This is a genomic window from Kitasatospora sp. NBC_01250, assembly GCF_036226465.1.
Classification (GTDB): domain Bacteria; phylum Actinomycetota; class Actinomycetes; order Streptomycetales; family Streptomycetaceae; genus Kitasatospora.
Window position 1 is genome coordinate 6,091,373 of sequence record NZ_CP108476.1, and the last position, 22,160, is coordinate 6,113,532.

Annotated in this window: 16 protein-coding genes and 1 pseudogene; 13 read left to right on the plus strand and 4 right to left on the minus strand. The window is 72.5% G+C overall.

Features of this window, described 5'->3' with window-relative positions; all coding sequences use genetic code 11:
• Positions 1–120: 120 nt before the first annotated feature.
• Both OG500_RS25700 and OG500_RS25705 read left to right on the plus strand, forming a co-directional pair.
• On the plus strand, positions 121–2,274 hold the full coding sequence (locus OG500_RS25700; RefSeq protein WP_329583695.1) for an APC family permease: 2,154 nt from the start codon (positions 121–123) through the stop codon (positions 2,272–2,274).
• Between the two features lie 416 nt (positions 2,275–2,690).
• Entirely contained in the window at positions 2,691–4,022 is a 1,332-nt protein-coding gene (locus tag OG500_RS25705; RefSeq protein WP_327071687.1) for a class I SAM-dependent RNA methyltransferase, read from the plus strand.
• Between the two features lie 82 nt (positions 4,023–4,104).
• Here OG500_RS25705 and OG500_RS25710 read toward each other — a convergent pair whose 3' ends face one another.
• Positions 4,105–4,689 carry an HdeD family acid-resistance protein gene (locus OG500_RS25710; RefSeq protein WP_329583697.1) on the minus strand — a complete coding sequence of 195 codons (585 nt, stop codon included), beginning with the start codon at positions 4,687–4,689 and terminating at the stop codon, positions 4,105–4,107.
• 111 nt (positions 4,690–4,800) lie between these two features.
• Between OG500_RS25710 and OG500_RS25715 the strand changes: the two genes are divergently transcribed.
• The 6 genes and pseudogenes from OG500_RS25715 to OG500_RS38225 form a co-directional block, all read left to right on the plus strand.
• Positions 4,801–5,046 carry a toxin-antitoxin system HicB family antitoxin gene (locus OG500_RS25715; RefSeq protein ID WP_327069182.1) on the plus strand — a complete coding sequence of 82 codons (246 nt, stop codon included), beginning with the start codon at positions 4,801–4,803 and terminating at the stop codon, positions 5,044–5,046.
• The gene (locus tag OG500_RS25720) at positions 5,043–5,468 is read left to right on the plus strand and encodes a fic family toxin-antitoxin system, toxin component (RefSeq protein WP_327069183.1); all 426 of its coding nucleotides are present in this window, start codon (positions 5,043–5,045) and stop codon (positions 5,466–5,468) included. The genes OG500_RS25715 and OG500_RS25720 overlap by 4 nt, the downstream gene beginning before the upstream one ends.
• A 38-nt stretch (positions 5,469–5,506) precedes the next feature.
• Positions 5,507–6,397: a putative RNA methyltransferase gene (locus OG500_RS25725; RefSeq protein ID WP_327069184.1), complete on the plus strand. Its 891-nt coding sequence runs from the start codon at positions 5,507–5,509 to the stop codon at positions 6,395–6,397.
• Between the two features lie 147 nt (positions 6,398–6,544).
• Complete coding sequence (locus tag OG500_RS25730) at positions 6,545–7,894, plus strand: AAA family ATPase (protein ID WP_327069185.1); 1,350 nt, start codon at positions 6,545–6,547, stop codon at positions 7,892–7,894.
• Positions 7,891–8,253, plus strand: a complete 363-nt coding sequence (locus OG500_RS25735; protein WP_442907058.1) for a nucleotide pyrophosphohydrolase — start codon at positions 7,891–7,893, stop codon at positions 8,251–8,253. Before OG500_RS25730 ends, OG500_RS25735 begins: the two co-directional genes overlap by 4 nt.
• A 186-nt stretch (positions 8,254–8,439) precedes the next feature.
• Positions 8,440–8,874 (plus strand): annotated as a pseudogene (locus OG500_RS38225) (DUF6099 family protein); the annotation flags it as partial.
• A gap of 419 nt (positions 8,875–9,293) precedes the next feature.
• Here OG500_RS38225 and OG500_RS25740 read toward each other — a convergent pair.
• Both OG500_RS25740 and dapD read right to left on the minus strand, forming a co-directional pair.
• On the minus strand, positions 9,294–9,608 hold the full coding sequence (locus OG500_RS25740; protein ID WP_329583703.1) for a hypothetical protein: 315 nt from the start codon (positions 9,606–9,608) through the stop codon (positions 9,294–9,296).
• 394 nt (positions 9,609–10,002) lie between these two features.
• On the minus strand, positions 10,003–10,995 hold the full coding sequence (gene dapD, locus OG500_RS25745) for a 2,3,4,5-tetrahydropyridine-2,6-dicarboxylate N-succinyltransferase (RefSeq protein WP_327069187.1): 993 nt from the start codon (positions 10,993–10,995) through the stop codon (positions 10,003–10,005).
• Positions 10,996–11,176: 181 nt separating this feature from the next.
• Here dapD and OG500_RS25750 point away from each other — a divergent pair, with 181 nt between their 5' ends.
• From OG500_RS25750 to argF, 3 genes are all read left to right on the plus strand, one after another.
• On the plus strand, positions 11,177–12,790 hold the full coding sequence (locus tag OG500_RS25750) for a 3' terminal RNA ribose 2'-O-methyltransferase Hen1 (RefSeq protein ID WP_329583706.1): 1,614 nt from the start codon (positions 11,177–11,179) through the stop codon (positions 12,788–12,790).
• Positions 12,787–15,456, plus strand: a complete 2,670-nt coding sequence (locus tag OG500_RS25755) for a polynucleotide kinase-phosphatase (protein ID WP_329583709.1) — start codon at positions 12,787–12,789, stop codon at positions 15,454–15,456. Before OG500_RS25750 ends, OG500_RS25755 begins: the two co-directional genes overlap by 4 nt.
• 147 nt (positions 15,457–15,603) lie before the next feature.
• Positions 15,604–16,605: an ornithine carbamoyltransferase gene (gene argF, locus OG500_RS25760; protein ID WP_329583712.1), complete on the plus strand. Its 1,002-nt coding sequence runs from the start codon at positions 15,604–15,606 to the stop codon at positions 16,603–16,605.
• A gap of 48 nt (positions 16,606–16,653) precedes the next feature.
• On the opposite strand, the gene OG500_RS25765 is transcribed toward argF, so the two are convergent.
• Positions 16,654–17,082 (minus strand): type II toxin-antitoxin system VapC family toxin, encoded by a 429-nt coding sequence (locus OG500_RS25765; RefSeq protein WP_327069191.1) that lies wholly within the window; start codon positions 17,080–17,082, stop codon positions 16,654–16,656.
• A 271-nt stretch (positions 17,083–17,353) separates the two neighbouring features.
• Here OG500_RS25765 and acnA point away from each other — a divergent pair, with 271 nt between their 5' ends.
• Both acnA and ngcE read left to right on the plus strand, forming a co-directional pair.
• A complete protein-coding gene (acnA, locus tag OG500_RS25770) occupies positions 17,354–19,999 on the plus strand; it encodes an aconitate hydratase AcnA (protein WP_327069192.1) in 2,646 nt (881 codons plus the stop codon).
• 634 nt (positions 20,000–20,633) lie between these two features.
• On the plus strand, positions 20,634–22,028 hold the full coding sequence (gene ngcE / locus OG500_RS25775; protein ID WP_327069193.1) for an N-acetylglucosamine/diacetylchitobiose ABC transporter substrate-binding protein: 1,395 nt from the start codon (positions 20,634–20,636) through the stop codon (positions 22,026–22,028).
• Positions 22,029–22,160 lie beyond the last annotated feature (132 nt).

The window sequence follows — 22,160 nt, forward strand, 5'->3', positions numbered from 1 at the left end:
GCAACCGGAGTGTTGCCCGTAAGTTCGTCATTCGACACGCTATCCGGTTCATCGGACTAGGTCGCGACGGGCGTGAGGTGCGCTACACCGGGGCGGCAAGAGCCCTTACGATTTCTTAACGTGCCCAGTCTGACCGAGGTCCCCAAACGCATCCTGATCGGCCGCGCACTGCGCAGCGACAAGCTCGGCGAGACGCTGTTGCCCAAGCGCATCGCGCTGCCGGTGTTCGCTTCGGACGCACTCTCCTCGGTCGCCTACGCCCCCGAGGAGATCCTGCTCACCCTCTCCCTGGCGGGCGTCTCGGCGATCCGCTTCTCCTGGCAGATCGGCCTGGTGGTGGCGATGGTGATGCTCGCCGTGGTCGCCTCCTACCGGCAGAACGTGCACGCCTACCCGAGCGGCGGCGGCGACTACGAGGTCGCCACCGTCAACCACGGCCAGAGCGCGGGGCTGGTGGTGGCGAGCGCACTGATGGTCGACTACGTGCTGACCGTGGCCGTCTCGACCACCTCGGGCGTGGCGAACGTGGTCTCCGCGTTACCCGCGCTGCGCGGCCATGAGCTGCTGCTCAGCGTCACCCTGGTGCTGTTGCTGATGGCGATGAACCTGCGCGGCGTGCGGGAGTCCGGCACCGCCTTCGCCATCCCCACCTACGCCTTCATGGCCGGCGTGCTCGGCATGGTGCTCTACGGGGTGGTGCGCCACCTGGTCTTCGGCGCCACGATGCACGCCGAGAGCGCCGGCTTCCAACTGCAGCCCACCGCGGGCAACGAGGCGGTGACCGGCTTCGCGCTGGTCTTCCTGCTGCTGCGCGCCTTCTCCTCGGGATGCGCCGCGCTCACCGGGGTCGAGGCGATCAGCAACGGCGTGCCGGCCTTCCGGGCACCCAAGAGCAAGAACGCCGCCACCACGCTGCTGCTGATGGCCACGGTCGCCGTCACCATGTTCATGGGGATCATCTACCTGGCCCATCTGACCGGCACCCAGATGGCCGAGGACCCGGCCCGGCAGCTGCTCGGCGCCCCCGCCGGCTACCACCAGAAGACGGCGCTGGCGCAGATCTCCGAGGCGGTCTTCGCCAACTTCACCCCGGGCTTCTATCTGATCGCCGCCGTCACCGGCCTGATCCTGGTGCTGGCCGCCAACACCGCCTTCAACGGCTTCCCGGTGCTCGGCTCGATCCTGGCCCAGGACCGCTACCTGCCGCGCCAGCTGCACACCCGCGGTGACCGGCTGGCCTTCTCCAACGGCATCATCCTGCTGGCCGCCGTCGCCATCGTCTTCATCGCCGCCTTCGGCGCCGACCCGAACCGGCTGATCCAGCTGTACATAGTCGGAGTCTTCGTCTCCTTCAACATGAGCCAGTCCGGCATGATCCGGCACTGGACCCGGCTGCTGCGCACCGAGACCGACCCCAGGGCCCGGCGCCGGATGCTCCGCTCGCGGGCGATCAACGCCTTCGGCCTGGTGATGACCGCGGCCGTGCTGCTGGTGGTGCTGGTCACCAAGATCGGCCACGCCTGGATCGCGATCGCCACCATGGCGGTGCTCTACGTGCTGATGAAGGCGATCCGCCGGCACTACGACCGGGTGGCCGAGGAGCTGACCCCCGGTCCGCGGGCCGAGGCCGCTGTGCTGCCGACCCGGATCCACGCCATCGTGCTGGTCTCCCGGCTGCACAACCCGGCCCTGCGGGCGCTGGCCTACGCCGGGCTGACCCAGCCCGACACGCTGGAGGCGGTCACCGTCGACGTCGACCCGGCCGACACCCGGGCGCTGCGCGAGGAGTGGCTGGCCCGCGAGGTGGACGTGCCGCTGCGGGTGCTGGAGTCGCCGTACCGGGACGTCACCGGTCCGGTGCTGGCGTACGTCAAGCACCTGCGCCGGGCCACCCCGGGCGCGGTGGTGAGCGTGCACATCCCCGAGTACGTGGTCGGGCACTGGTACGAGCACCTGCTGCACAACCAGAGCGCACTGCGGCTCAAGGGGCGGCTGCTCTTCCGGCCCGGGGTGATGGTGACCTCGGTGCCCTGGCAGCTGGAGTCCGCCGAGCGGCGCCGGGCGCCGCGCAGCTGGTCGGCCCCGGGGGACGTCCGGCGCGGCGAACCGCGGCGGCGCACGGTACCGTCGGGTTCCGTCGAGAACCCCGGTCCGGTCCAGGACCGCGGTGCCGACACCACCGCTTCACCCGTCGCGGTCGAGGGCCCCGGTTCGGTCGGGCTCCTCGACGCGGCCCAGAATTCCGCCGAGCCCAGCAAGGACACCACTTCGTGAGTCGCAACACCCCGCCCCGCTCCTCGGGCAAGTCTGGCAAGTCCGGCAAGGCCGGCAAGGCTGGGCAGGCCGGCAAGGTCGGCCAGGTCGCCCGGCCGCGCTGGGGGGCCAAGGCGGCACGCCCGGCCGCCACCGACCGTGAGGGCTACACGGCGCAGACCGCGCCGCTGGCCCCGGGCGAGCCGCCGCGTGAGCCGCGCGAGGGGCAGGCCGGCGGTCGGCCGAGCCCGGCGCCGGTCGGCCAGGTGCGGACCGGGGCGGTGAAGGCCTCGGGCGGCGGGGCGGCGAAGAAGGCCGCCGGTGCGTCGAAGCAGGGCGGCGCCAAGGAGCGCGGCGCGAAGGAGGGTGGCGCCAAGCAGGCGCGCGCCCCCCGCGCGCAGCGGCCGACGCGCACCGCTCGGCCCGCCGCGCCGCGCGTGCCCAAGGGCCCGGGCGGCGACCCGCTGGTCGGCGAGCGCTACGAGGTCGAGATCGGCGCGGTCGCGCACGGCGGCGGCCACTGCGTGGCGCGGCACGAGGGCCGGGTGCTCTTCGTGCGGCACGCGCTGCCCGGCGAGCGGGCGATCGTCGAGGTCACCGAGGGCACCACCAAGTCGCGCTTCCTGCGCGCCGACGCCGTGGAGATCCTGCAGCCCGCCAAGGACCGGATCGAGGCGCCCTGCCCGTTCTCCGGCCCCGGCCGCTGCGGCGGCTGCGACTGGCAGCACGTCAGCCCGGGCGGCCAGCGCAAGCTCAAGGTCCAGGTGCTGACCGAGCAGCTGGCCAAGCTGGCCGGCCTCACCCCGGCCGAGGCCGGCTGGGACGGCAGTGTGGAGCCGGTGGGCGGCAAGCTGCAGGCCGGCGAGGTGCCGGCCTGGCGGACCCGGGTGCAGTACGCCGTGGACGGCGAGAGCGGCCAGGTCGGGCTGCGCAAGCACCGCTCGCACGAGGTCCAGCTGATCGACCGCTGCCTGATCGCCGCGCCCGGCGTGACCGAGCTGGGCATCGAGGCCCGGGACTGGACCGGTCTCGCCGCGGTGGAGGCGATCGCCGCCTCCGGCTCCTCGGACCGCCAGCTGATCCTGCGCCCGCTGCCGGGCGAGCAGCTGCCGCTGGTCGAGCTGGACAAGCCCGTCTCGATCACCCGGATCGACGAGCAGGAGCTGCTGCACCGGGTGCACGGGCGCAACTTCGTGCGCGAGCGGGCGGCCGGGCGGACCTGGCGGGTCACCAACGGCGGCTTCTGGCAGATCCACCCCGAGGCCCCGGACACCCTGGTCGACGCGGTGCTGACCGGCCTCGACCCGCAGTGGGGCGAGAACGCGCTCGACCTTTACTGCGGCGTCGGGCTCTTCGCCGGCGCGCTGGCCGACCGGGTCGGCGAGGACGGCGCGGTGCTCGGCATCGAGTCCTCGAAGCAGGCGGTGCAGGACGCCCGGCACAACCTGGCCGAGCTGGAGAACGTGCAGATCGAGTGCGACAAGGTGGAGACCCTGCTGCCGCGCACCGGGATCACCAGCACCGACCTGATCGTGCTCGACCCGCCGCGGGCCGGCGCCGGGCGCGAGACCGTGCAGCACCTGGTCGGTCTGGAGGCCCGCCGGATCGCGTACGTGGCCTGCGACCCGGCCGCCCTCGCGCGCGACCTGGCGTTCTTCGCCGAGGGCGGCTACCGGCCCGTCTCGCTGCGCGCGTTCGACCTGTTCCCGATGACGCACCACTTCGAGTGCGTGGCGATCCTGGAGCCCGTGGGCGGGGACCTGGCCTGAGCCGTTGACGGGGCCCGTTCGGCGGATTGCGCCGGACGGGCCCCGTCTGTTCGCCCGCCGCTCCGGCCGGGCCCGGGCCTGCTCAGCCGGCGGCGATCCGCTTGCCCAGGTGGCGCATCCGCAGCGCGGTGGCGATCTCCACCAGCCCGACCGCCAGCAGCCAGCAGCCGGCGACCACCGTCAGCACGGTGACCGACCGGATCGGCCAGCTGACCAGCACGATCCCGGCCAGCGCGTTGATCGCGCCCAGCAGGATCAGCCAGCCGCGGGCCGGCGTACCGGGGTCGGAGGCCGCCGCCATGATCTGGGTGATCCCGCGGAACAGCCAGCCGATGCCGATCCACAGGCCCAGCAGCAGGATCGACTCCAGCGTGCCGCGGAAGCAGAACAGGCCCAGCACGATCGACAGCGCGCCGCTGATGAAGGCCATCACCCGCAGGGCCGTCGCGGTGTGCGTACCGAAGGCGGCGGCAAGCTGAACCAACCCGCTGACCAGGAGGAACAGCCCGAAGAGCACGCCGACGACGACCAGCGTCGCGTGCGGCCAGGCCAGCACCAGCACACCGAGCACCGCCGCCGCGAGCCCCGCCAGCAGCAGCGCCTGCCAGGCGGCCCGTGCCAACTGCTGCAGCGGACCGGGGAGGATGTCGTTCGGGAAGAGAGTCATACCCTCCACCGTCCGAGCAGAACGGGCGGCTCGCGACTCGGGCCGGGGGCGCGCGAGTTGGCCCGGTCCGCGCCCTTGTCGAGCTAGCACAACAGCGCTAGCTTCGAGGGCATGGGTAAGAAGCAGCTCAACGTGCGGGTGGACGCCACCACCGCCGAGATGGCCCGGGAACGGGCGGAGCAGCAGGGGATCAGCATGAACCAGTACATCGAGCGACTCGTCCAGCAGGACATGGGCGAGACCGGACTGACGTTCGTGGACGCGGCGGCCCAGTTCATGAAGGAGTTCGAGAACGAGTTCCTCGCCGAGTTCGGCGAGCACGGTGCGGCGGGCGAGCGGCCTGGCGGCCGTCGTTGAGGCTGGAGGTCGACCTGTCCTGGCTGCTCATGACCGCTGAGCAGTACACCCCCGGGGACCCACAGGTGACCGACTACGGCTCGTTGCTGGCGGCCGTCGCGCGGCACCAGGCGGAGATCTTCGACATCGCCGTCTACCCCGAGCCGCAGGACCGCGCCGCCGCCCTGATGCACCAGCTGATCCGGGTCCCGGCCCTGGAGCGGACCAACGAACTGTTCGCCACCGCGGTCGCCTACGCCTACCTGGTGGCCAGCGGCTGCCACGTCGCCACCACCGCCCGGGAGGTGCGCAGCCTGGCCCGGGCGATCCGCGAGGGCCGGCTGGGCATCGACGGGGTGGCCGAGCGGCTGGGCGGCTGGGTGGTCGACGAGGCGGCCGGCGAAGGGGTGCCGGGGGAGGACGGCGACGACGACACGGAGTGACGCAGGAGCAGCCGGGGGCGGGGGTCTAAGGTAGGTCGGTGCTCCGGGACATCGAGCGGTACCTGACCTGCCCCCACTGTGCCCTCGGCCTCGCGTTCGACGAGGCCGGGCGCACCCTGCGCTGCGCGGGCGGCCACGCCTTCGACGTGGCCAAGCAGGGCTACGTCAGCCTGCTGCCCGGCGACGCGCACACCGGCACCGGGGACACCGCCGAGATGGTCGCCGCCCGGGCCGACTTCCTCGCCGCCGGGCACTACCGGCCGATCGCGCGGGCGCTGGCCGCCGCGGCCCTCAGCTCGTCCGTCGCCGGCTCGTCCGTCGCCGGGTCGGCTGCCGCCTCCGCCGACGGGCCGGAGCGCCTGGTGGTGGACCTGGGCGCGGGCACCGGGTACTACCTCGCCCAGGTGCTCGACGCGCTGCCCGGAGCCGCCGGCGCGGCGCTGGACATCTCCAAGTTCGCCCTGCGCCGTGCGGCCAAGGCGCACCCCGGGGCCGGCGCCGTGGTCTGCGACGCCTGGCGCCCGCTGCCGCTGGCCGACGGCTGCGCCGACCTGGTGCTCAACGTCTTCGCGCCCCGCAACGGTGCCGAGATCCACCGGGTGCTGCGCCCGGGTGGCAGCCTGCTGCTGGTCTCGCCCACCCCGCGCCACCTGCGGGAGCTGGTGGCGGCGCTGGGCCTGCTCTCGGTCGACGAGGAGAAGGACCGGCGGATCGACCAGAAGCTCAGCCCCTGGCTGGTCCCGGTGGCCGGCGAGGAGGTGGAGTTCGAGCTGCGGCTCGGGCACGCGGCGGCGGCGGCCGTGGTCGGCATGGGGCCCAACGCCTGGCACACCGATCCGCAGCGCCTGGCCGACGCGCTCGCGCGGCTGCCCGACCCGGTCCCGGTGACCGGTTCGGTCCGGGTCGCGCGGTACCGGCGGGCCGACTGATCCCGGGCCGCCAGGTGCGGCCGGGTGGACCGGGCGTCGGCGTCGTCGACTTCCGGGTCCAAGGGCACTCCCCGATGGGATGAATCGACGGGCGCAGGCACGTTTCTGCGTCCCGCGCTCCGACGTTCCGTCCGTAGGGTCGGCTCGGTGACCAGCGAAGTCGTTCAGCGCCGCACCGCCACCCCGCCCACCGAGCCCTCGGCCGCCGCGACCGCCGGAGCCAGGCCCCAGGCCCGCCCGACGCTGCGGCCCACCGTCGAGGAACTGCGCCTCACCTCCTTCAAGTCCTACCGCCGCGCCACCCTCCCGCTCGCCCCGCTCACCGTGCTGCACGGCCCCTCGGGCGTCGGCAAGTCGAATGCGCTGGACGCCCTCGCGGTGCTCTCCCGGCTGGCCCACGGCGAGGAGGTCCGGCCCTCGCTGGACGGGATCGGCGGTGCCGGCGGACCGCTCGCCGCCCCGATCCGCGGCGGGTTGCTCGGCTGCGTCCCGCACGGGCGCAATGCGATCATCCTCGGCTGCACCGTGCGCTCCTGCGCCGGCCCGATCCGCCTGGAACTGGTCATCCGCACCGACGTACGGGTCCGGGTGGCCCGCGAGTGGCTGGCCTGCGACGGCCGGACCCTGATGGAGACCGGCGAGCAGGACGTGGCCGGCGGCCGGGTCAACGTCAGCTGGCACAACGACAGCCGGCAGGGCGACATCCGGGCGCCGTTCCCCAGCGGCAGCCTGATCACCGCCCAGCTCCCGCTGCGGGTGGCCGGCTCCTCCGCGGGCGAGCGCAAGGTGCTGGCCGCGGCCGAGCAGATGCTCACCGCCCTGCGCGAGGTCTTCCCGGTGCACCCCGTCCCCGCGCTGATGCGCGGCTGGGCGCGGCCCGATCCGCAGGCCCGGCTGCTGCCGAGCGCCGCCAACGTGTCGGCGGTGCTGGCCCGGCTGCAGGGCGAGTGCCCGCGCCGGTACGGCCGGCTGCTGAAGGCGGTGCAGGCCGCGGCTCCGCACCCGCTGCTCGGGCTGGACGTGGCGCGGCGCGGCACCCAGGTGCAGGAGCGGCTGCTCGCGGTCTTCGACGAGGGCGTGCTCGGGCGCACCGGCGCGGACCAGGCCTCGGACGGGATGCTGCGGGTGCTCGCCTTCGCGGCCGTGCTGCTCACCGGGGCCGACGTGCTGGACGTCGACCCGGCCATCGAGGTGCCGTGGGCCAGACGGCAGTTGGCGGTGCTCGCCGAGGACGTGGGCGCCGGTCTCGCGACCGAGCAGACGGCCTCCCTGCTGCGGCTGGCCCGGGAGATGTGCGACAAGGAGCACCTCCGGCTGCTGGCGGCGGTGCAGGACCCGGCGGCGGCCCAGTCGGTCGACGGGATCGAGCTGGTGGAGTGCCGGCGCGATCCGACCAGCGGGCACAGCGTGCTGCGGTCGCCGGCGCACCGGGTGCCGCCCCAGCCCGGGGGTGCGGCGGCGCCGGGGGCCGAGGATGCGGTAGACCTGGACCGGTGACCGCACCCGAAGATCCCCAGCCGCCGGCCGACGTGCCCACGCTCAGCGAACTCACCGCACGCCTGGCGGAGTTCGCCGCCGCGCGCCGCTGGCAGCCGTTCCACACGCCGAAGAACCTGGCGGCGGCGCTCAGCGTGGAGGCGGGGGAGCTCCTGGAGATCTTCCAGTGGCTCACCCCCGAGCAGGCCGCCGCCGTGATGGACGACCCGAAGGACGCGCACCGGGTGCGGGACGAGGTGGCCGATGTGCTCGCCTACCTGCTGCAGTTCTGCGCGGCCGTCGGGGTGGACCCGCTGGCGGCGCTGGACGCCAAGATCGACCGCAACGAGCTGCGGTTCCCGGCGGCGCCGGACGAGTGAGCCCGGCCGATCGCGGCTCCCGTGATCCGATGATCGTGCCGCACGGTTGTCCACAGTCCCGGGGTTGTCCACAGTTCTGCGGTGGTCGGCTGCACGGGCCGGGTTTCGGACGCACCCTCGACTCCTGACGGGCCGTTCAGCGGAGCGGCCCGAGGCCCACACCGGAGCGAAGGGCAGGCCGCCGCCATGGACGCACTGCGCTTGATCAAGACCACCCGCCGCGCGCTCGCCGAGGCCCGCACGGTGCCGGGGGTGCTGTCCGAGGCCTGGCAGGGGGCGGCGCTCACCCAGGCGCTGGCGGAGCGGATCTGCGGTCATCCGGTCGGCGAGGTGGCCGACGTCGCCCGTCTGCTCGCCCGCGCCGGCCGGCATGCCGTCGGTCTGCTCGAAGCCGCGGCCGACCCTGTGGAGCCGGCGGGCCAGGCCGCGGCCAGCCGGGCCGACCGGCTCAGCCGGGTCGGTGAACTCGGGCCGCCGCTGGAGCAGTTGCGGCTGCTGCTGGTCGAGACGGCGGAGGCGTTGATCGCCATCGCCGGCTCCAGCGACTCGGTGGCGCAGGGGGCCTACTGGCTGGCGATCGACGGGCTCGACGCCAGCGCCGAGTGCCGCTCCCTGGTCATCGAACTGCTCCGGGTGCTGCGCCGACTCGCCCACGAGGACGGCCCGGTGGTCGACGGCGAGCCCGATGGTGATCGGCGCGCGGGCACCGGCCCACGAGCCGCTCCCTCGCCCGGCCCGGTCGGCCCGCCGTCGGGGCGGTCGCTGGGCAGGGTGCCGCGGCGGGTGCCGATGGGCGTGCCGATCGGTCGGCTCGAGGGGCCGCCGGGCGACGAGAGCGCGGCCGAGGAGGAGCCGCCCACTGGCGGAGCGCTCACGGGTGAGGCCGAGGCCGGACCGGGCGGTGACGATCCCGGTGGCGACGAACCGGCGTCGGGCGAGCCGGCGGCCGGTGATCGGGGCGGCGGCTCGGCCGACGACGAGCCCCGGCTGGTGATCACGCTGGCTCCGCCGCCGACTCGTCCGACGCCGCCCGCGGCGGGCTACCGGTCGCCGACCCGCAGGTCGCAAGGGGCCTCGGCCGAGCCCGGGCGGTCCGCGGCGAGGGCGCCGGAGGGCTCCAGAGCGGCCGCGAAGTCCGCGTTCTGCGCACCCAGGGCGGAGCCGAGGGCCGGGCCGGGCTCGGCTCCCTGGCCGGCGAGGTCGGCCAGATCGGCGTTGACCGAGGCGAGGAGTTCCTGCAGCTGGTCGAGCAGGCTCTTGGCCACCGGGGCCGGCGCGGTGGGCTGCGGTGCCGGTGATGGGGGTTCCCCCGGCCGAAGGCCGGGGGAGGGCGCCTCGTACCTGGGCTCGGACATGAGGGGACCCTCCAGCTCGGGAGTGCGATCTGATGCGTCGGGCGGCGGCCATGACGATGCGACCGGGCTCCGCGGGGGTGTGTCACCCCGTCAGTGCAACGACGGCTCGGCGCGGCCGGTCACCGCCGACCACCCGATGAGGTCCACCTCCGGCCCCGGCTCAGTCTCCCGAGTGATCCGGGCTTGCCCTGCCCCCTCGCCTGGGCTAGTGCCGGGGCCGCTCCTGACCGCCTCGGTCCCGCACGCTCGCCGCCCGACCCCGTCAACACGGCGGCCCCGGCCGTGCCGAGTGGCACGGCCGGGGCCGCAGGAGCTGTCGGTGGACCGGACCGCGGTGCGGTCGCGGTGGCGCGCTGGCACCGCGCCGACCTGCTCGACCTCGTCTGCTGGGAGGTCAGTTGTGCGCGTGGAGATCGGCGTTCAGGCCGCCCCACGAACCGGAGCGGGCGATCACCTCGACCGCGCCGGACTGCGAGTTGCGGCGGAACAGCAGGTTGTCCTGGCCGGAGAGCTCGACCGCCTTGGCGACCGTGCCGTCCGGCAGGGTGACCCGGGTGCCGGCGGTGACGTACAGGCCGGCCTCGACCACGCAGTCGTTGCCCAGCGAGATGCCGATGCCCGCGTTGGCGCCGAGCAGGCAGCGCTCGCCCACCGAGACGACCTGCTTGCCGCCGCCCGAGAGGGTGCCCATGATCGAGGCGCCACCGCCGATGTCGCTGTGGTCGCCGACCACGACGCCGGCGCTGATCCGGCCCTCGACCATCGAGGTGCCGAGGGTCCCGCCGTTGAAGTTCACGAAGCCCTCGTGCATCACCGTGGTGCCGGAGGCCAGGTGGGCGCCCAGGCGGACACGGTCGGCATGCGCGATCCGCACGCCGCTCGGCGCGACGTAGTCGGTCATCCGGGGGAACTTGTCGATCCCGTAGACGGCCAGCGCACCGCCCTCGGCGCGGACGGCGAGCCGGGCCCGCTCGACCGAGTCCACCGGCACCGGGCCGATGCTCGTCCAGGCCACGTTCGCCAGCAGCCCGAAGATGCCGTCCAGGCTCTGCCCGTGCGGCTGGACCAGACGGTGGCTCAGCAGGTGCAGACGAAGGTAGACGTCGTGCGTGTCCAGCGGCTTCTCGTCGAGCGAGCCGATCGTGGTGCGCACCGCGACGACCTCGACCCCGCGGCGGGCGTCGGTCCGCAGTGCGGCGCCGGCACCCGCGCCGAGCTCGGCCTCGGCCTGCTCGGCCGTCAGTCGTTCGGTACCCGACGGGCCGGGCTCGTCGGTCAGCGTGGGGGCGGGGAACCAGGTGTCCAGAACGGTGCCGTCGGCGGCGATGGTCGCCAGGCCGACCGCGGTGGCACCACGGAGGCGGGAGGAGGTCGTTTCAGCAGTCACACCGTGCACGGTAACCAATTCCGGCCAGCCCTGCCGAAACCGACCATGCAGCGGACGGGCGCGGCGGCTCGCGCGCGGCTGCGCGGGGCCTGCCGGCCGGCTCGGCACGGCCCGCCCGACCAGCCGGGGCCAGCACAAAACCATGTGCTCGGGGCCGGACGGAAGAGGAATACTCGAGCAGGTGTTCATCTCGATCTCCACCACAGGCACTGCCGAGCACCCGGCCACCGATCTGGGCTTTCTGCTGCACAAGCACCCCGAGAAGGCGCAGCGCTTCAGTACGTCCCACGGCGAGGCGCACGTCTTCTACCCCGAGGCAAGCGAGCAGCGGTGCACAGCCGCCCTTCTCCTGGACATCGACCCGATCACGCTGGTCCGGCGCAGCCGGGGCAGGGGGCGGGCCGGTTCCCCGGACTTCGCCCTCTCGCAGTACGTCAACGACCGCCCGTACGCGGCCTCCTCGCTGCTCGCGGTGGCGCTGCGCACGGTCTTCCGCACGGCGATGAAGGGCGTCTGCGAGCTGCGGCCCGGTCTGGCCGAGCAGCCACGGCAGCTGACCGTGCTGCTGCCGGCGGTGGCGGTGGGCGGCGGGGAGAGCCGGCCGGACGAGCGGCTCCCGCTGGTGAACCGGCTCTTCGAGCCGCTCGGCTGGCAGGTCGAGGCGTCCGCGATCCCGCTGGACGAGGCGTTTCCCGCCTGGGGCGACTCGCGCTACCAGCGCCTGGAGCTGACCGGCACCCTGGTGCTGGCGGACGTGCTGCAGCAGCTCTACGTGCTGCTGCCGGTGCTGGACGGGGCGAAGCACTACTGGGTGGCGCCCGACGAGGTCGACAAACTGCTCGCCGCGGGCGAGGGCTGGCTCGGGGACCACCCGGAGCGCGCCCTGATCACCCGCCGCTACCTGCACCGGCGTTGGTCGCTGGCCACGGAGGCGATGCGTCGCCTGGAGCTGGCCCGGCTGGCCGAGGCCGACGACCGCGAGGCCGAGGAACTGGACAACGCGGTGGCCCTCGCACCGGCCACGGTCGAGGAGGGTGCAGCGGCCGGGGCGGCCGAGGCGGTCGAGGAGGGTGCAGCGGCCGGGGCGGCCGGCGAGCCCGCCGAGGACGTCGCCGAGGAGGCGAAGCCCGTTCCGCTGGCGCGCCGGCGCCGGGAGGCGATCATCGAGCTGCTGCGCCAGGAGGGCGCGGCCCGGGTGCTCGACCTCGGCTGCGGTCAGGGCGAGTTGGTCGGAGCGCTGCTCAAGGAGCGGCAGATCACCGAGATCCTCGGGGTCGACGTCTCCGTGACCGCGCTGGCGGCCGCCACCCGAAAGCTGCGCCTGGACCGGCTGCCGGAGCGTCAGGCCGCCCGGGTGCAACTCGTCCAGGGTGCGCTGACCTACACCGATGCCCGGCTCAAGGGCTATGACGCCGCCGTGCTCTGCGAGGTCATCGAGCACCTGGACCTGCCGAGGCTCCCGGCGCTCGAACACGCGGTGTTCGGTGCGGCCCGCCCGGCGACCGTGATCGTCACCACGCCCAACGCCGAGTACAACGTCCGCTGGGAGACCCTCCCGGCGGGGCACCACCGGCACGCCGACCACCGCTTCGAGTGGGACCGCAGCGCGTTCCGCTCCTGGGCCGAGCGGGTCGCGACGAACTACGGGTACACGGTGGTTGTCCGGCCGGTGGGCCCGGACGACCCGGAGGTGGGCCCGCCCACCCAGCTCGCCCTGTTCCGCCGTGGCACCGAGCCCAGTGACACCGAGCCCAGTGACACCGTCCCGCACCCCGAGAGGAGCGCGAACCGATGACCGACGAGACGCAGCACACCCCTGACGGCGCCGCCAAGCCCCGGCGCCTGCCCGTCACCGACCTCTCCCTCGTCGTGCTGATCGGTACCAGCGGGTCGGGCAAGTCCACCTTCGCGCGCGAGCACTTCGCGCCCACCCAGGTGATCTCCTCCGACTACTGCCGCGGCCTGGTCTCGGACGACGAGAACGACCAGTCCGCCTCCGCCGACGCCTTCGAGCTGCTGCACTTCATCGTCGGCAAGCGGCTGGCCGCCGGCCGCCTGACCGTGGTCGATGCGACCAACGTGCAGCCGGCCGCGCGCAAGCAGCTGGTCGCGCTCGCCCGCGAGCACGACGTGCTGCCGATCGCGATCGTCCTGGACGTGCCGCCCGGCATCTGCGCCGAGCGCAACCGTTCCCGCCCGGATCGCGACTTCGGCGGGCACGTCATCCCGCGCCAGCACCGCGAGCTGCGCCGCTCGCTCGGCGGGCTGGAGCGCGAGGGCTTCCGCAAGGTGCACCACCTGCGCGGGGTGGCCGAGGTGGCAGCCGCCGAGATCGTGCTGGAGAAGCGGTGGAACGACCTGCGCGAACGCACCGGCCCGTTCGACCTGGTCGGTGACATCCACGGTTGCCGCGCCGAGCTGGAGACCCTGCTCACCCGGCTCGGCTACCGCCTCACCCGCGACGACCAGGGCCGCCCGGTCGACGCCGAGCACCCCGAGGGCCGCACGGCCGTCTTCGTCGGCGACCTGGTCGACCGCGGGCCCGACACCCCGGGCGTGCTGCGCCTGGTGATGGGCATGGTGGCGGCCGGCCACGCACTCTGCGTGCCGGGCAACCACGAGAACAAGCTCGGCCGTGCGATGGCCGGGCGTCAGGTCACCGTCGCGCACGGCCTCCAGGAGTCGCTGGACCAGCTGGCCGCCGAGCCGGAGGAGTTCCGCGCCGAGGTCCGGGCTTTCATGCGCGACCTGGTCAGCCACTACCTGCTGGACGGTGGCCGACTGGTGGTCTGCCACGCGGGTCTGCCGGAGAAGTACCACGGCCGCAACTCGGGCCGGGTCCGCTCGCACGCGCTCTACGGTGAGACCACCGGTGAGACCGACGAGTTCGGCCTGCCGGTCCGCTACCCGTGGGCGGAGGAGTACCGGGGCAAGGCGCTGGTGGTCTACGGCCACACCCCGGTGCCGACGGCGAGCTTCCTCAACAACACCATCTGCCTGGACACCGGCTGCGTCTTCGGCGGCAGCCTCACCGCGCTGCGCTACCCCGAGCGCGAGCTGGTCGCCGTCCCGGCGGAGCAGGAGTGGTACGCGCCGGTGCGGCCGTTGATCACCGATGCCCCGGGCGCCCGGGAGGGCCGTCCGCTGGACCTCGCCGACGTGGCGGGCCGCCGGGTGGTGGAGACCTCGCTGCACGGGCGGGTCTCGGTCCGCGAGGAGAACGCCGCCGCCGCACTGGAGGTGATGAGCCGCTTCGCCCTCGACCCGCGGCTGCTCAGCTACCTGCCGCCCACCATGGCGCCGAGTGCCACCTCGCGCCGCGAGGGCTACCTGGAGCACCCCGAGGAGGCCTTCTTCGCCTACCGGGCGGACGGCGTGAGCCAGGTGCTCTGCGAGGAGAAGCACATGGGCTCGCGTGCCGTGCTGCTGGTGGCCCGCGATCCGCAGGCGCTGGAGAAGCGGTTCGGCCTGGTCGGGCCGGGCGCGATCTGGACCAGGACGGGGCGCGCCTTCCTCGGGGACGAGCAGCTGACCGAGGCGCTGCTGGACCGGGTGCGGGCGGCCGCCGAGCGCTCCGGCCTCTTCGCCGAGCTGGCCACCGACTGGCTGCTGCTCGACACCGAGCTGCTGCCCTGGTCGCTGAAGGCGGTCGAGCTGCTGCGCCGCCAGTACGCGGCGGTGGGTGCCGCGGCGCGGTCGGCGCTGCCCGAGGTGCTGGCCGCGTTGGAGCGCACCGGGGCCCGCGGCATCGACGGGCTGGCCGAGCTGACCGAGCGTCATCGGCGCCGGGTGACGGACGCGGAGGCGTTCAGCGCCGCCTACCGTCGCTACTGCTGGCCCACCGAGGGGCTCTCCGGGGTCCGGCTCGCGCCCTTCCAGGTGCTGGCCGCCGAGGGGGCCAACCTCGCGGTCCGCCCGCACGACGAGCACCTCGCCTGGATCGACCGCCTGGTCGCGGCCGACGAGCAGTGGGTGGCCGACCAGGCCAGGGCCGGGCAGCAGGCGCGGCAGCACACGGACGGCACGGCTCAGCCCGAGCCGCTGCTGCGGGCCACCGGCCGCCTCCTGGTGGACACCACGGACGAGGCCTCGATCGCCGCCGGCATCGCCTGGTGGGAGGAGCTCACCGGGGCCGGCGGCGAGGGCATGGTGGTCAAGCCGCTCGCCTCGCTGGTGCGCACCGCGCCGGGGGAGGGGCGGCCCGGCGGCCTGGTGCAGCCGGGGCTGAAGGTCCGCGGCCGGGAGTACCTGCGGCTGATCTACGGTCCGGACTACACCGAGCACCTCGATGCGCTGCGCCAGCGGGCGCTGGGCCACAAGCGCTCGCTCGCCCTGCGCGAGTACGCGCTGGGCCTGGAGGCGCTGGACCGGCTGGCGGGCGGCGAGCCGCTCTGGCGGGTGCACGAGCCGGTGTTCGCCGTCCTCGCGCTGGAGTCGGAGCCGGTGGACCCGCGGCTGTAGTGGAAGGCCGGCCCGTCACCCCCTCCGGATGGCGGGCCGGCCCGATTCCGGGCGGTACGACGGACCTTGCTGCATATAAATTCGAGTATTCGTATACTATTGCCAAGTCCTCGTCTGCCACCCGTCCCGTCATTCCAGGAGTCCGGCATGGCCCGCAACCTCAGGAACCGGCACTTCCTCAAGGAACTCGACTTCACGGCCCAGGAGTTCCGGTTCCTGCTCGACCTCGCCGCCCAGCTCAAGGCTGCCAAGTACGCCGGCACCGAGGAGCAGCGGCTGCGCGGCAAGCACATCGCGCTGATCTTCGAGAAGACCTCGACCAGGACGCGCTGTGCCTTCGAGGTCGCCGCCGCCGACCAGGGTGCCGCCACCACCTACCTGGACCCGTCCGGTTCGCAGATCGGCCACAAGGAGTCGGTCAGGGACACCGCCCGGGTGCTGGGCCGGATGTTCGACGGCATCGAGTACCGGGGGCACGGCCAGGCGATCGTCGAGGAGCTGGCCGCGCACGCCGGAGTCCCGGTCTGGAACGGCCTGACCGACGAGTGGCACCCCACCCAGATGCTGGCCGACCTGCTCACCGTGCAGGAGCACAGCGACAAGCCGCTGACCGAGGTGACGCTCGCCTACCTGGGCGACGCCCGCTACAACATGGGCAACTCGCTCCTCGTCACCGGCGCGCTGCTGGGCCTGGACATCCGCATCGTCGCCCCCGAGGCGTACTGGCCGGGCGCGGAGGTCCGTGCCTCTGCCGAGCGCCTCGCGGCGGTGAGCGGCGCCCGGATCACCCTCACCGAGGACGTGGCGGCGGGCGTGGCCGGCGCCGACTTCCTCTACACGGACGTCTGGGTGTCGATGGGTGAGCCCAAGGAGGTCTGGGCCGAGCGGATCGAGCAGTTGCTGCCGTACCAGGTCTCGATGGACACCGTCCGGGCCACCGGCAACCCGCAGGTCAAGTTCCTGCACTGCCTGCCGGCCTTCCACGACCTGGGGACGGCGGTCGGCCGGCAGCTGTTCGAGAGCACCGGCCTGGCCGAGCTGGAGTGCACGGACGAGCTCTTCGAGTCGCCGCACTCGATCGTCTTCGACCAGGCGGAGAACCGCCTGCACACGATCAAGGCGGTGCTGGTCGCCACTCTGGGCGACTGAGCGGGGGCGCCCCTGCCTGCTCCGGGCGCCCCTGGCCCTGACCGCTGCCTACCCGCCGGCGGCCGGCTTCGCGGCCGCCGGCGCGGTGATCCCCCGGATCTCGCAGCGCGGCCCGCTGGCCCGGCTCAGCCGCAGGTCCGCGGTGACCAGCGGCGCCCCGAGCAGCTCGGCGACCGCGACGTAGGCGGCGTCGTCGGGCGTCAGGTTGTCCTTCAACTCCCAGATCCGGCCCAGCAGCGGCGCCAGCTCCACCTTGCGGAACGCGATCGCGGGCAGCTCGGCCGCCACCTGGGCGACCTGCTCGGCCGTGTTCTCCCCGGCCAGGTAGCGGCCCCGGAGCGACTGCATCACCTCGATCAACAGGTGCTCCGGCGCGGCCCACTGCGGATCCGCCGCGAGTGCGGCCCGGGCCGCGGTGCCGCGCTCACCCTTCTCCGCCAGCGCGAGCACCAGGGCGGAGGCATCGACAACGATCATGGGGGCTACCGTAGCCGTTCGTGCGACCCCGGGCGTGCGTCCAACCGCGCCGGTGGGCACCGGAACGCGGACGCGCCAAGGGGGTGCCTGAGGGCGCTCCGTGTCCACCCATGCACTATGGTTTATCTCGACATCGAGATAACTTCGCACTATGCTTTATCTTGACGTCAAGATAACTGCCGAGAGGCGATCCGGGCTTCAGCGCGTGGTCCACCCGAGCCCATGCAGCCGCAGGAAGCACCTAGCACGAAGCACCTAGAAGGAGTCAGTCGTGTCCGCGAACAGCTTCGACGCCCGCAGCTCGCTGCAGGTGGGCGACGAGTCGTACGAGATCTTCAAGCTCTCCGCCGTCGAGGGTTCCGAGCGGCTGCCCTACAGCCTCAAGGTGCTGCTGGAGAACCTGCTGCGCACCGAGGACGGCGCGAACATCACCGCCGACCACATCCGCGCCCTCGGCAACTGGGACCAGAACGCCGAGCCGAGCGAGGAGATCCAGTTCACGCCGGCCCGCGTGATCATGCAGGACTTCACCGGTGTGCCGTGCGTCGTGGACCTCGCCACCATGCGTGAGGCCGTCAAGGAGCTGGGCGGCGACCCGGCCAAGATCAACCCGCTGGCCCCGGCCGAGCTGGTCATCGACCACTCGGTCATCGCCGACAAGTTCGGCACCAAGGACGCCTTCACCCAGAACGTCGAGATCGAGTACGGCCGCAACAAGGAGCGCTACCAGTTCCTGCGCTGGGGCCAGACCGCGTTCGACGAGTTCAAGGTCGTCCCGCCGGGCACCGGCATCGTCCACCAGGTGAACATCGAGCACCTGGCCCGCACCATCATGGTCCGCGGCGGCCAGGCCTACCCCGACACCTGCGTCGGCACCGACTCGCACACCACCATGGTCAACGGCCTGGGCGTGCTGGGCTGGGGCGTCGGCGGCATCGAGGCCGAGGCGGCCATGCTCGGCCAGCCGGTCTCCATGCTGATCCCGCGCGTGGTCGGCTTCAAGCTCAACGGCCAGCTGCCGGCCGGCGCCACCGCCACCGACCTGGTGCTCACCATCACCGAGATGCTGCGCAAGCACGGTGTGGTCGGCAAGTTCGTCGAGTTCTACGGCGCCGGCGTCACCGCGATCCCGCTGGCCAACCGCGCCACCATCGGCAACATGTCGCCGGAGTTCGGCTCGACCTGCGCGATCTTCCCGATCGACGCCGAGACCATCAACTACCTCAAGCTCACCGGCCGCGACGAGCAGCAGCTCGCCCTGGTCGAGGCCTACGCCAAGGCCCAGGGCCTGTGGCACGACCCGTCGCACGAGCCGGTCTACTCCGAGTACCTGGAGCTGGACCTGGCCACGGTCGTCCCCTCGATCGCCGGCCCGAAGCGCCCGCAGGACCGCGTGATCCTCGCCGAGGCCGCCGCGAAGTTCGCCGAGGTGCTGCCGTCCTACGCCGCCCAGGCCTCCAAGCCCACCCCGGTGACCGCCCCGGACGGGACGACCTACGAGCTGGACAACGGCGCGGTCGTGATCGCCTCGATCACCTCCTGCACCAACACCTCCAACCCCTCCGTCATGCTGGGCGCCGCCCTGCTGGCGAAGAAGGCCGTGGAGAAGGGCCTGCAGGTCAAGCCCTGGGTCAAGACCACCCTGGCCCCCGGGTCCAAGGTCGTCATGGACTACTACGAGAAGGCCGGCCTGCTCCCGTACATGGAGAAGCTGGGCTTCAACCTGGTCGGCTACGGCTGCGTCACCTGCATCGGCAACTCGGGCCCGCTGCCCGAGGAGGTCTCGGCCGCCGTCAACGAGTCCGACCTCGCGGTGGTCTCGGTCCTCTCCGGCAACCGCAACTTCGAGGGCCGGATCAACCCGGACGTCAAGATGAACTACCTGGCCTCCCCGCCGCTGGTGGTCGCCTACGCCCTGGCCGGCAACATGAACGTCGACATCACCCGCGACGCGCTCGGCAAGGACGCGGACGGCAACGACGTCTTCCTCGCCGACATCTGGCCGACCGAGCTGGAGATCGAGGAGACCGTCGCCGGCTCCATCGACCAGGACATGTTCGCCAAGGACTACGCGGACGTCTTCGCCGGTGACCACCGCTGGCAGTCGCTGCCGATCCCGACCGGCAACACCTTCGAGTGGGACGCCGAGTCCACCTACGTCCGCAAGCCCCCGTACTTCGAGGGCATGGCCAAGACCCCGAGCCCGGTGGGCGACATCGCCGGCGCCCGCGTGCTGGCCAAGCTGGGCGACTCGGTCACCACCGACCACATCTCCCCGGCCGGCAACATCAAGGCCGGTACGCCCGCCGCTCAGTACCTCACCGAGCACGGCGTGGAGAAGCGCGACTTCAACTCGTACGGCTCGCGCCGTGGCAACCACGAGGTGATGATCCGCGGCACCTTCGCCAACATCCGCCTGCGCAACCAGATCGCGCCGGGCACCGAGGGCGGCTACACCCGCGACTTCACCCAGGCCGACGCGCCGGTGGCGTTCATCTACGACGCCGCGCAGAACTACCAGGCCGCCGGCACCGCGCTGGTCGTCCTGGCCGGCAAGGAGTACGGCTCCGGCTCGTCCCGTGACTGGGCCGCCAAGGGCACCGCGCTGCTCGGCGTCAAGGCCGTCATCGCCGAGTCCTACGAGCGCATCCACCGCTCCAACCTGATCGGCATGGGCGTGCTGCCGCTGCAGTTCCCGGCCGGCCAGAACGCCGACAGCCTGGGCCTGACCGGCGAGGAGACCTTCGCCATCACCGGCGTGACCGAGCTGAACGAGGGCCGCACCCCCAAGACCGTCAAGGTCAAGGCGGGCGAGATCGAGTTCGACGCGGTCGTGCGCATCGACACCCCCGGCGAGGCGGACTACTACCGCAACGGCGGCATCCTGCAGTACGTGCTGCGCAGCCTGATCGGCTGACGGTAGCCGTCTGCACGTAGGCAGCGGGCCGCGCTCCTCCTTCGGGAGGGGCGCGGCCCCTGTCGTTTCCGGGGCAGTTGGTTCGAACCCGCTGATCGGCGGGAAGGAACGTGAGCGGCGGGCCGGAACCGAGGACCGAGCGGGTGAGCCGTCGCCGAGCGGGAGAGCCGTTGCCGAGCCCCCCGCGCCTCCCGCCCGAGGTGCGCGGAACACCAAGCCGCGATGCGCAAAGCTGCTCGTTTCTATGTTCAAACGAGCAAAACGACGCTAATGTCGTGATCAACGGTGCTTCGGACGGCGCGTGGCGCAAATATGCAGGCTCCCTGAACATTGCACATGCTGCACCGCCGACAACGCTTTGAGCGCTGCGGGCCGTTACCAATGGGGAGACTATTGCCGCCGGGTGAACAGTGGACTATACCTTTGCGCATCGACAAAACCCCCTTCTGACCGGCACCTTCGCCGCGAGGCACGGTTAAGGCACGGTCGAGGGAAGCAGGTTGACGATCCGTCAGATCTGGCAACGCGATCGTCGGTCGACCCGAAATCTTTGTCCGCGCGGCCAACCACTGTGGCCCGACGCGGAGTTCAACGCACCGTCGCTCCATCTGGACACTGAGGGGTTAGGGCACACATGGGCTCTGCAACTGAGTACAACCGCCGCGACATCTTCAAGCGCGCGGCCGCCGTCACCGTCATGGCGGTCGCAGGCGGCCCCCTGCTGGCTGCCTGCGCCGCCGGTGGCGGCAGTAGCAGCGGTAGCGGTGGCGGCGCCACGGCCACCGGCTCCGCCACCAACCCCTTCGGGGTCAAGTCGAGCGACCCGCTGGACGTCGTGATCTTCAACGGCGGCTACGGCGACGACTACGCCAAGGCGATCGAGGGCATCTACAAGGCCACCTACACCGGGGCCAACATCACCCACCTGGCCACCCAGGAGATCAGCGGCAAGCTCCAGCCGCGCTTCAACGCGGGCAACCCGCCGGACGTCATCGACGACTCGGGCGCCCAGCAGATGAAGATCGACGTGCTGGAGAAGGCGAGCCAGCTCACCGACCTCACGGTGCTGCTCGACGCGCCCTACCGGGACGACACGTCGAAGAAGGTCCGCGACGTGCTGCTGCCGGGCACCATCGAGCAGGGCACCATCGACGGCAAGATGTACTCGCTGAACTACGTCTACACCGTCTACGGCCTGTGGTACTCCAACAAGCTCTTCCAGGAGAAGGGCTGGACCCCGCCCAAGACCTGGGACGACTTCATCACCCTCTGCGGCACCATCAAGGCCGCCGGCATCTCGCCCTTCTGCCACCAGGGCAAGTACCCGTACTACGCCAACTACCTGATCCTGGACCTGATCGCCAAGCAGGGCGGCCTGGACCTGGTGAAGCGGATCGACGCGCTCGACCCGACCGCGTGGGACGACCCGGCGGCGCTCGCGGGCGTCAGCGCGTTCTTCGAGATCATGCAGAAGGACTACCTGCTCCCCGGCACCAACGGCATGACCCACACCGAGTCGCAGACCGCGTGGTGCCAGGGCAAGGCCGCCTTCATCCCGTGCGGGTCCTGGCTCGAGAACGAGATGATCAAGATCACCCCGGCCGACTTCGACATGGCCTTCCTGCCGGTGCCCTCGCAGAACGGCGACAAGCTCCCGCAGGTCGCGGTGCGCGCCGGCGCGGGCGAGCCGTTCATCGTGCCGAGCAAGGCCAAGAACCAGGCCGGCGGCCTGGAGTTCCTGCGGATCATGCTGACCAAGGAGGCCTCGGGCAAGTTCGCCGCGGCGGCCAACTCGCTCACCGTGCTGAAGGACGGCATCGGCCCCGACGTGGTGCTCAAGCCGGGTACGAAGTCCTCGGCGACGGCGGTCACCGCGGCCGGCGCCAACACCTTCAACTTCACCTACCCGGACCTGCAGACCGCCTTCGACCTGGCGCTGCAGAACGCCACCAACGAGCTGGTCAACAGCCGGATGACCCCGCAGCAGTGGATCGCCGCGGCCAAGGCGGCGACCTCCAAGAAGGTCTGACGGTCCCGCCGGCCCGAGCGGTCGTCGGGCCGGCGAGAGACGTCCACGGACACCGGGGTTCGCCGCGCGGACCCCGGTGCTTCGGACGCTCTCAGGCGATACCCGCGGTACCAAAGCCTGTCTGACACAGGC

Coding starts and splice junctions, on each gene's coding strand:
- argF (WP_329583712.1), top strand. CDS start 15,604: ATGGCCCGCAACCTCAGGAACCGGCACTTCCTCAAGGAACTCGACTTC.
- OG500_RS25765 (WP_327069191.1), bottom strand. CDS start 17,082: ATGATCGTTGTCGATGCCTCCGCCCTGGTGCTCGCGCTGGCGGAGAAG.
- OG500_RS25715 (WP_327069182.1), top strand. CDS start 4,801: ATGGGTAAGAAGCAGCTCAACGTGCGGGTGGACGCCACCACCGCCGAG.
- ngcE (WP_327069193.1), top strand. CDS start 20,634: ATGGGCTCTGCAACTGAGTACAACCGCCGCGACATCTTCAAGCGCGCG.
- OG500_RS25740 (WP_329583703.1), bottom strand. CDS start 9,608: ATGTCCGAGCCCAGGTACGAGGCGCCCTCCCCCGGCCTTCGGCCGGGG.
- OG500_RS25755 (WP_329583709.1), top strand. CDS start 12,787: ATGACCGACGAGACGCAGCACACCCCTGACGGCGCCGCCAAGCCCCGG.
- OG500_RS25710 (WP_329583697.1), bottom strand. CDS start 4,689: ATGACTCTCTTCCCGAACGACATCCTCCCCGGTCCGCTGCAGCAGTTG.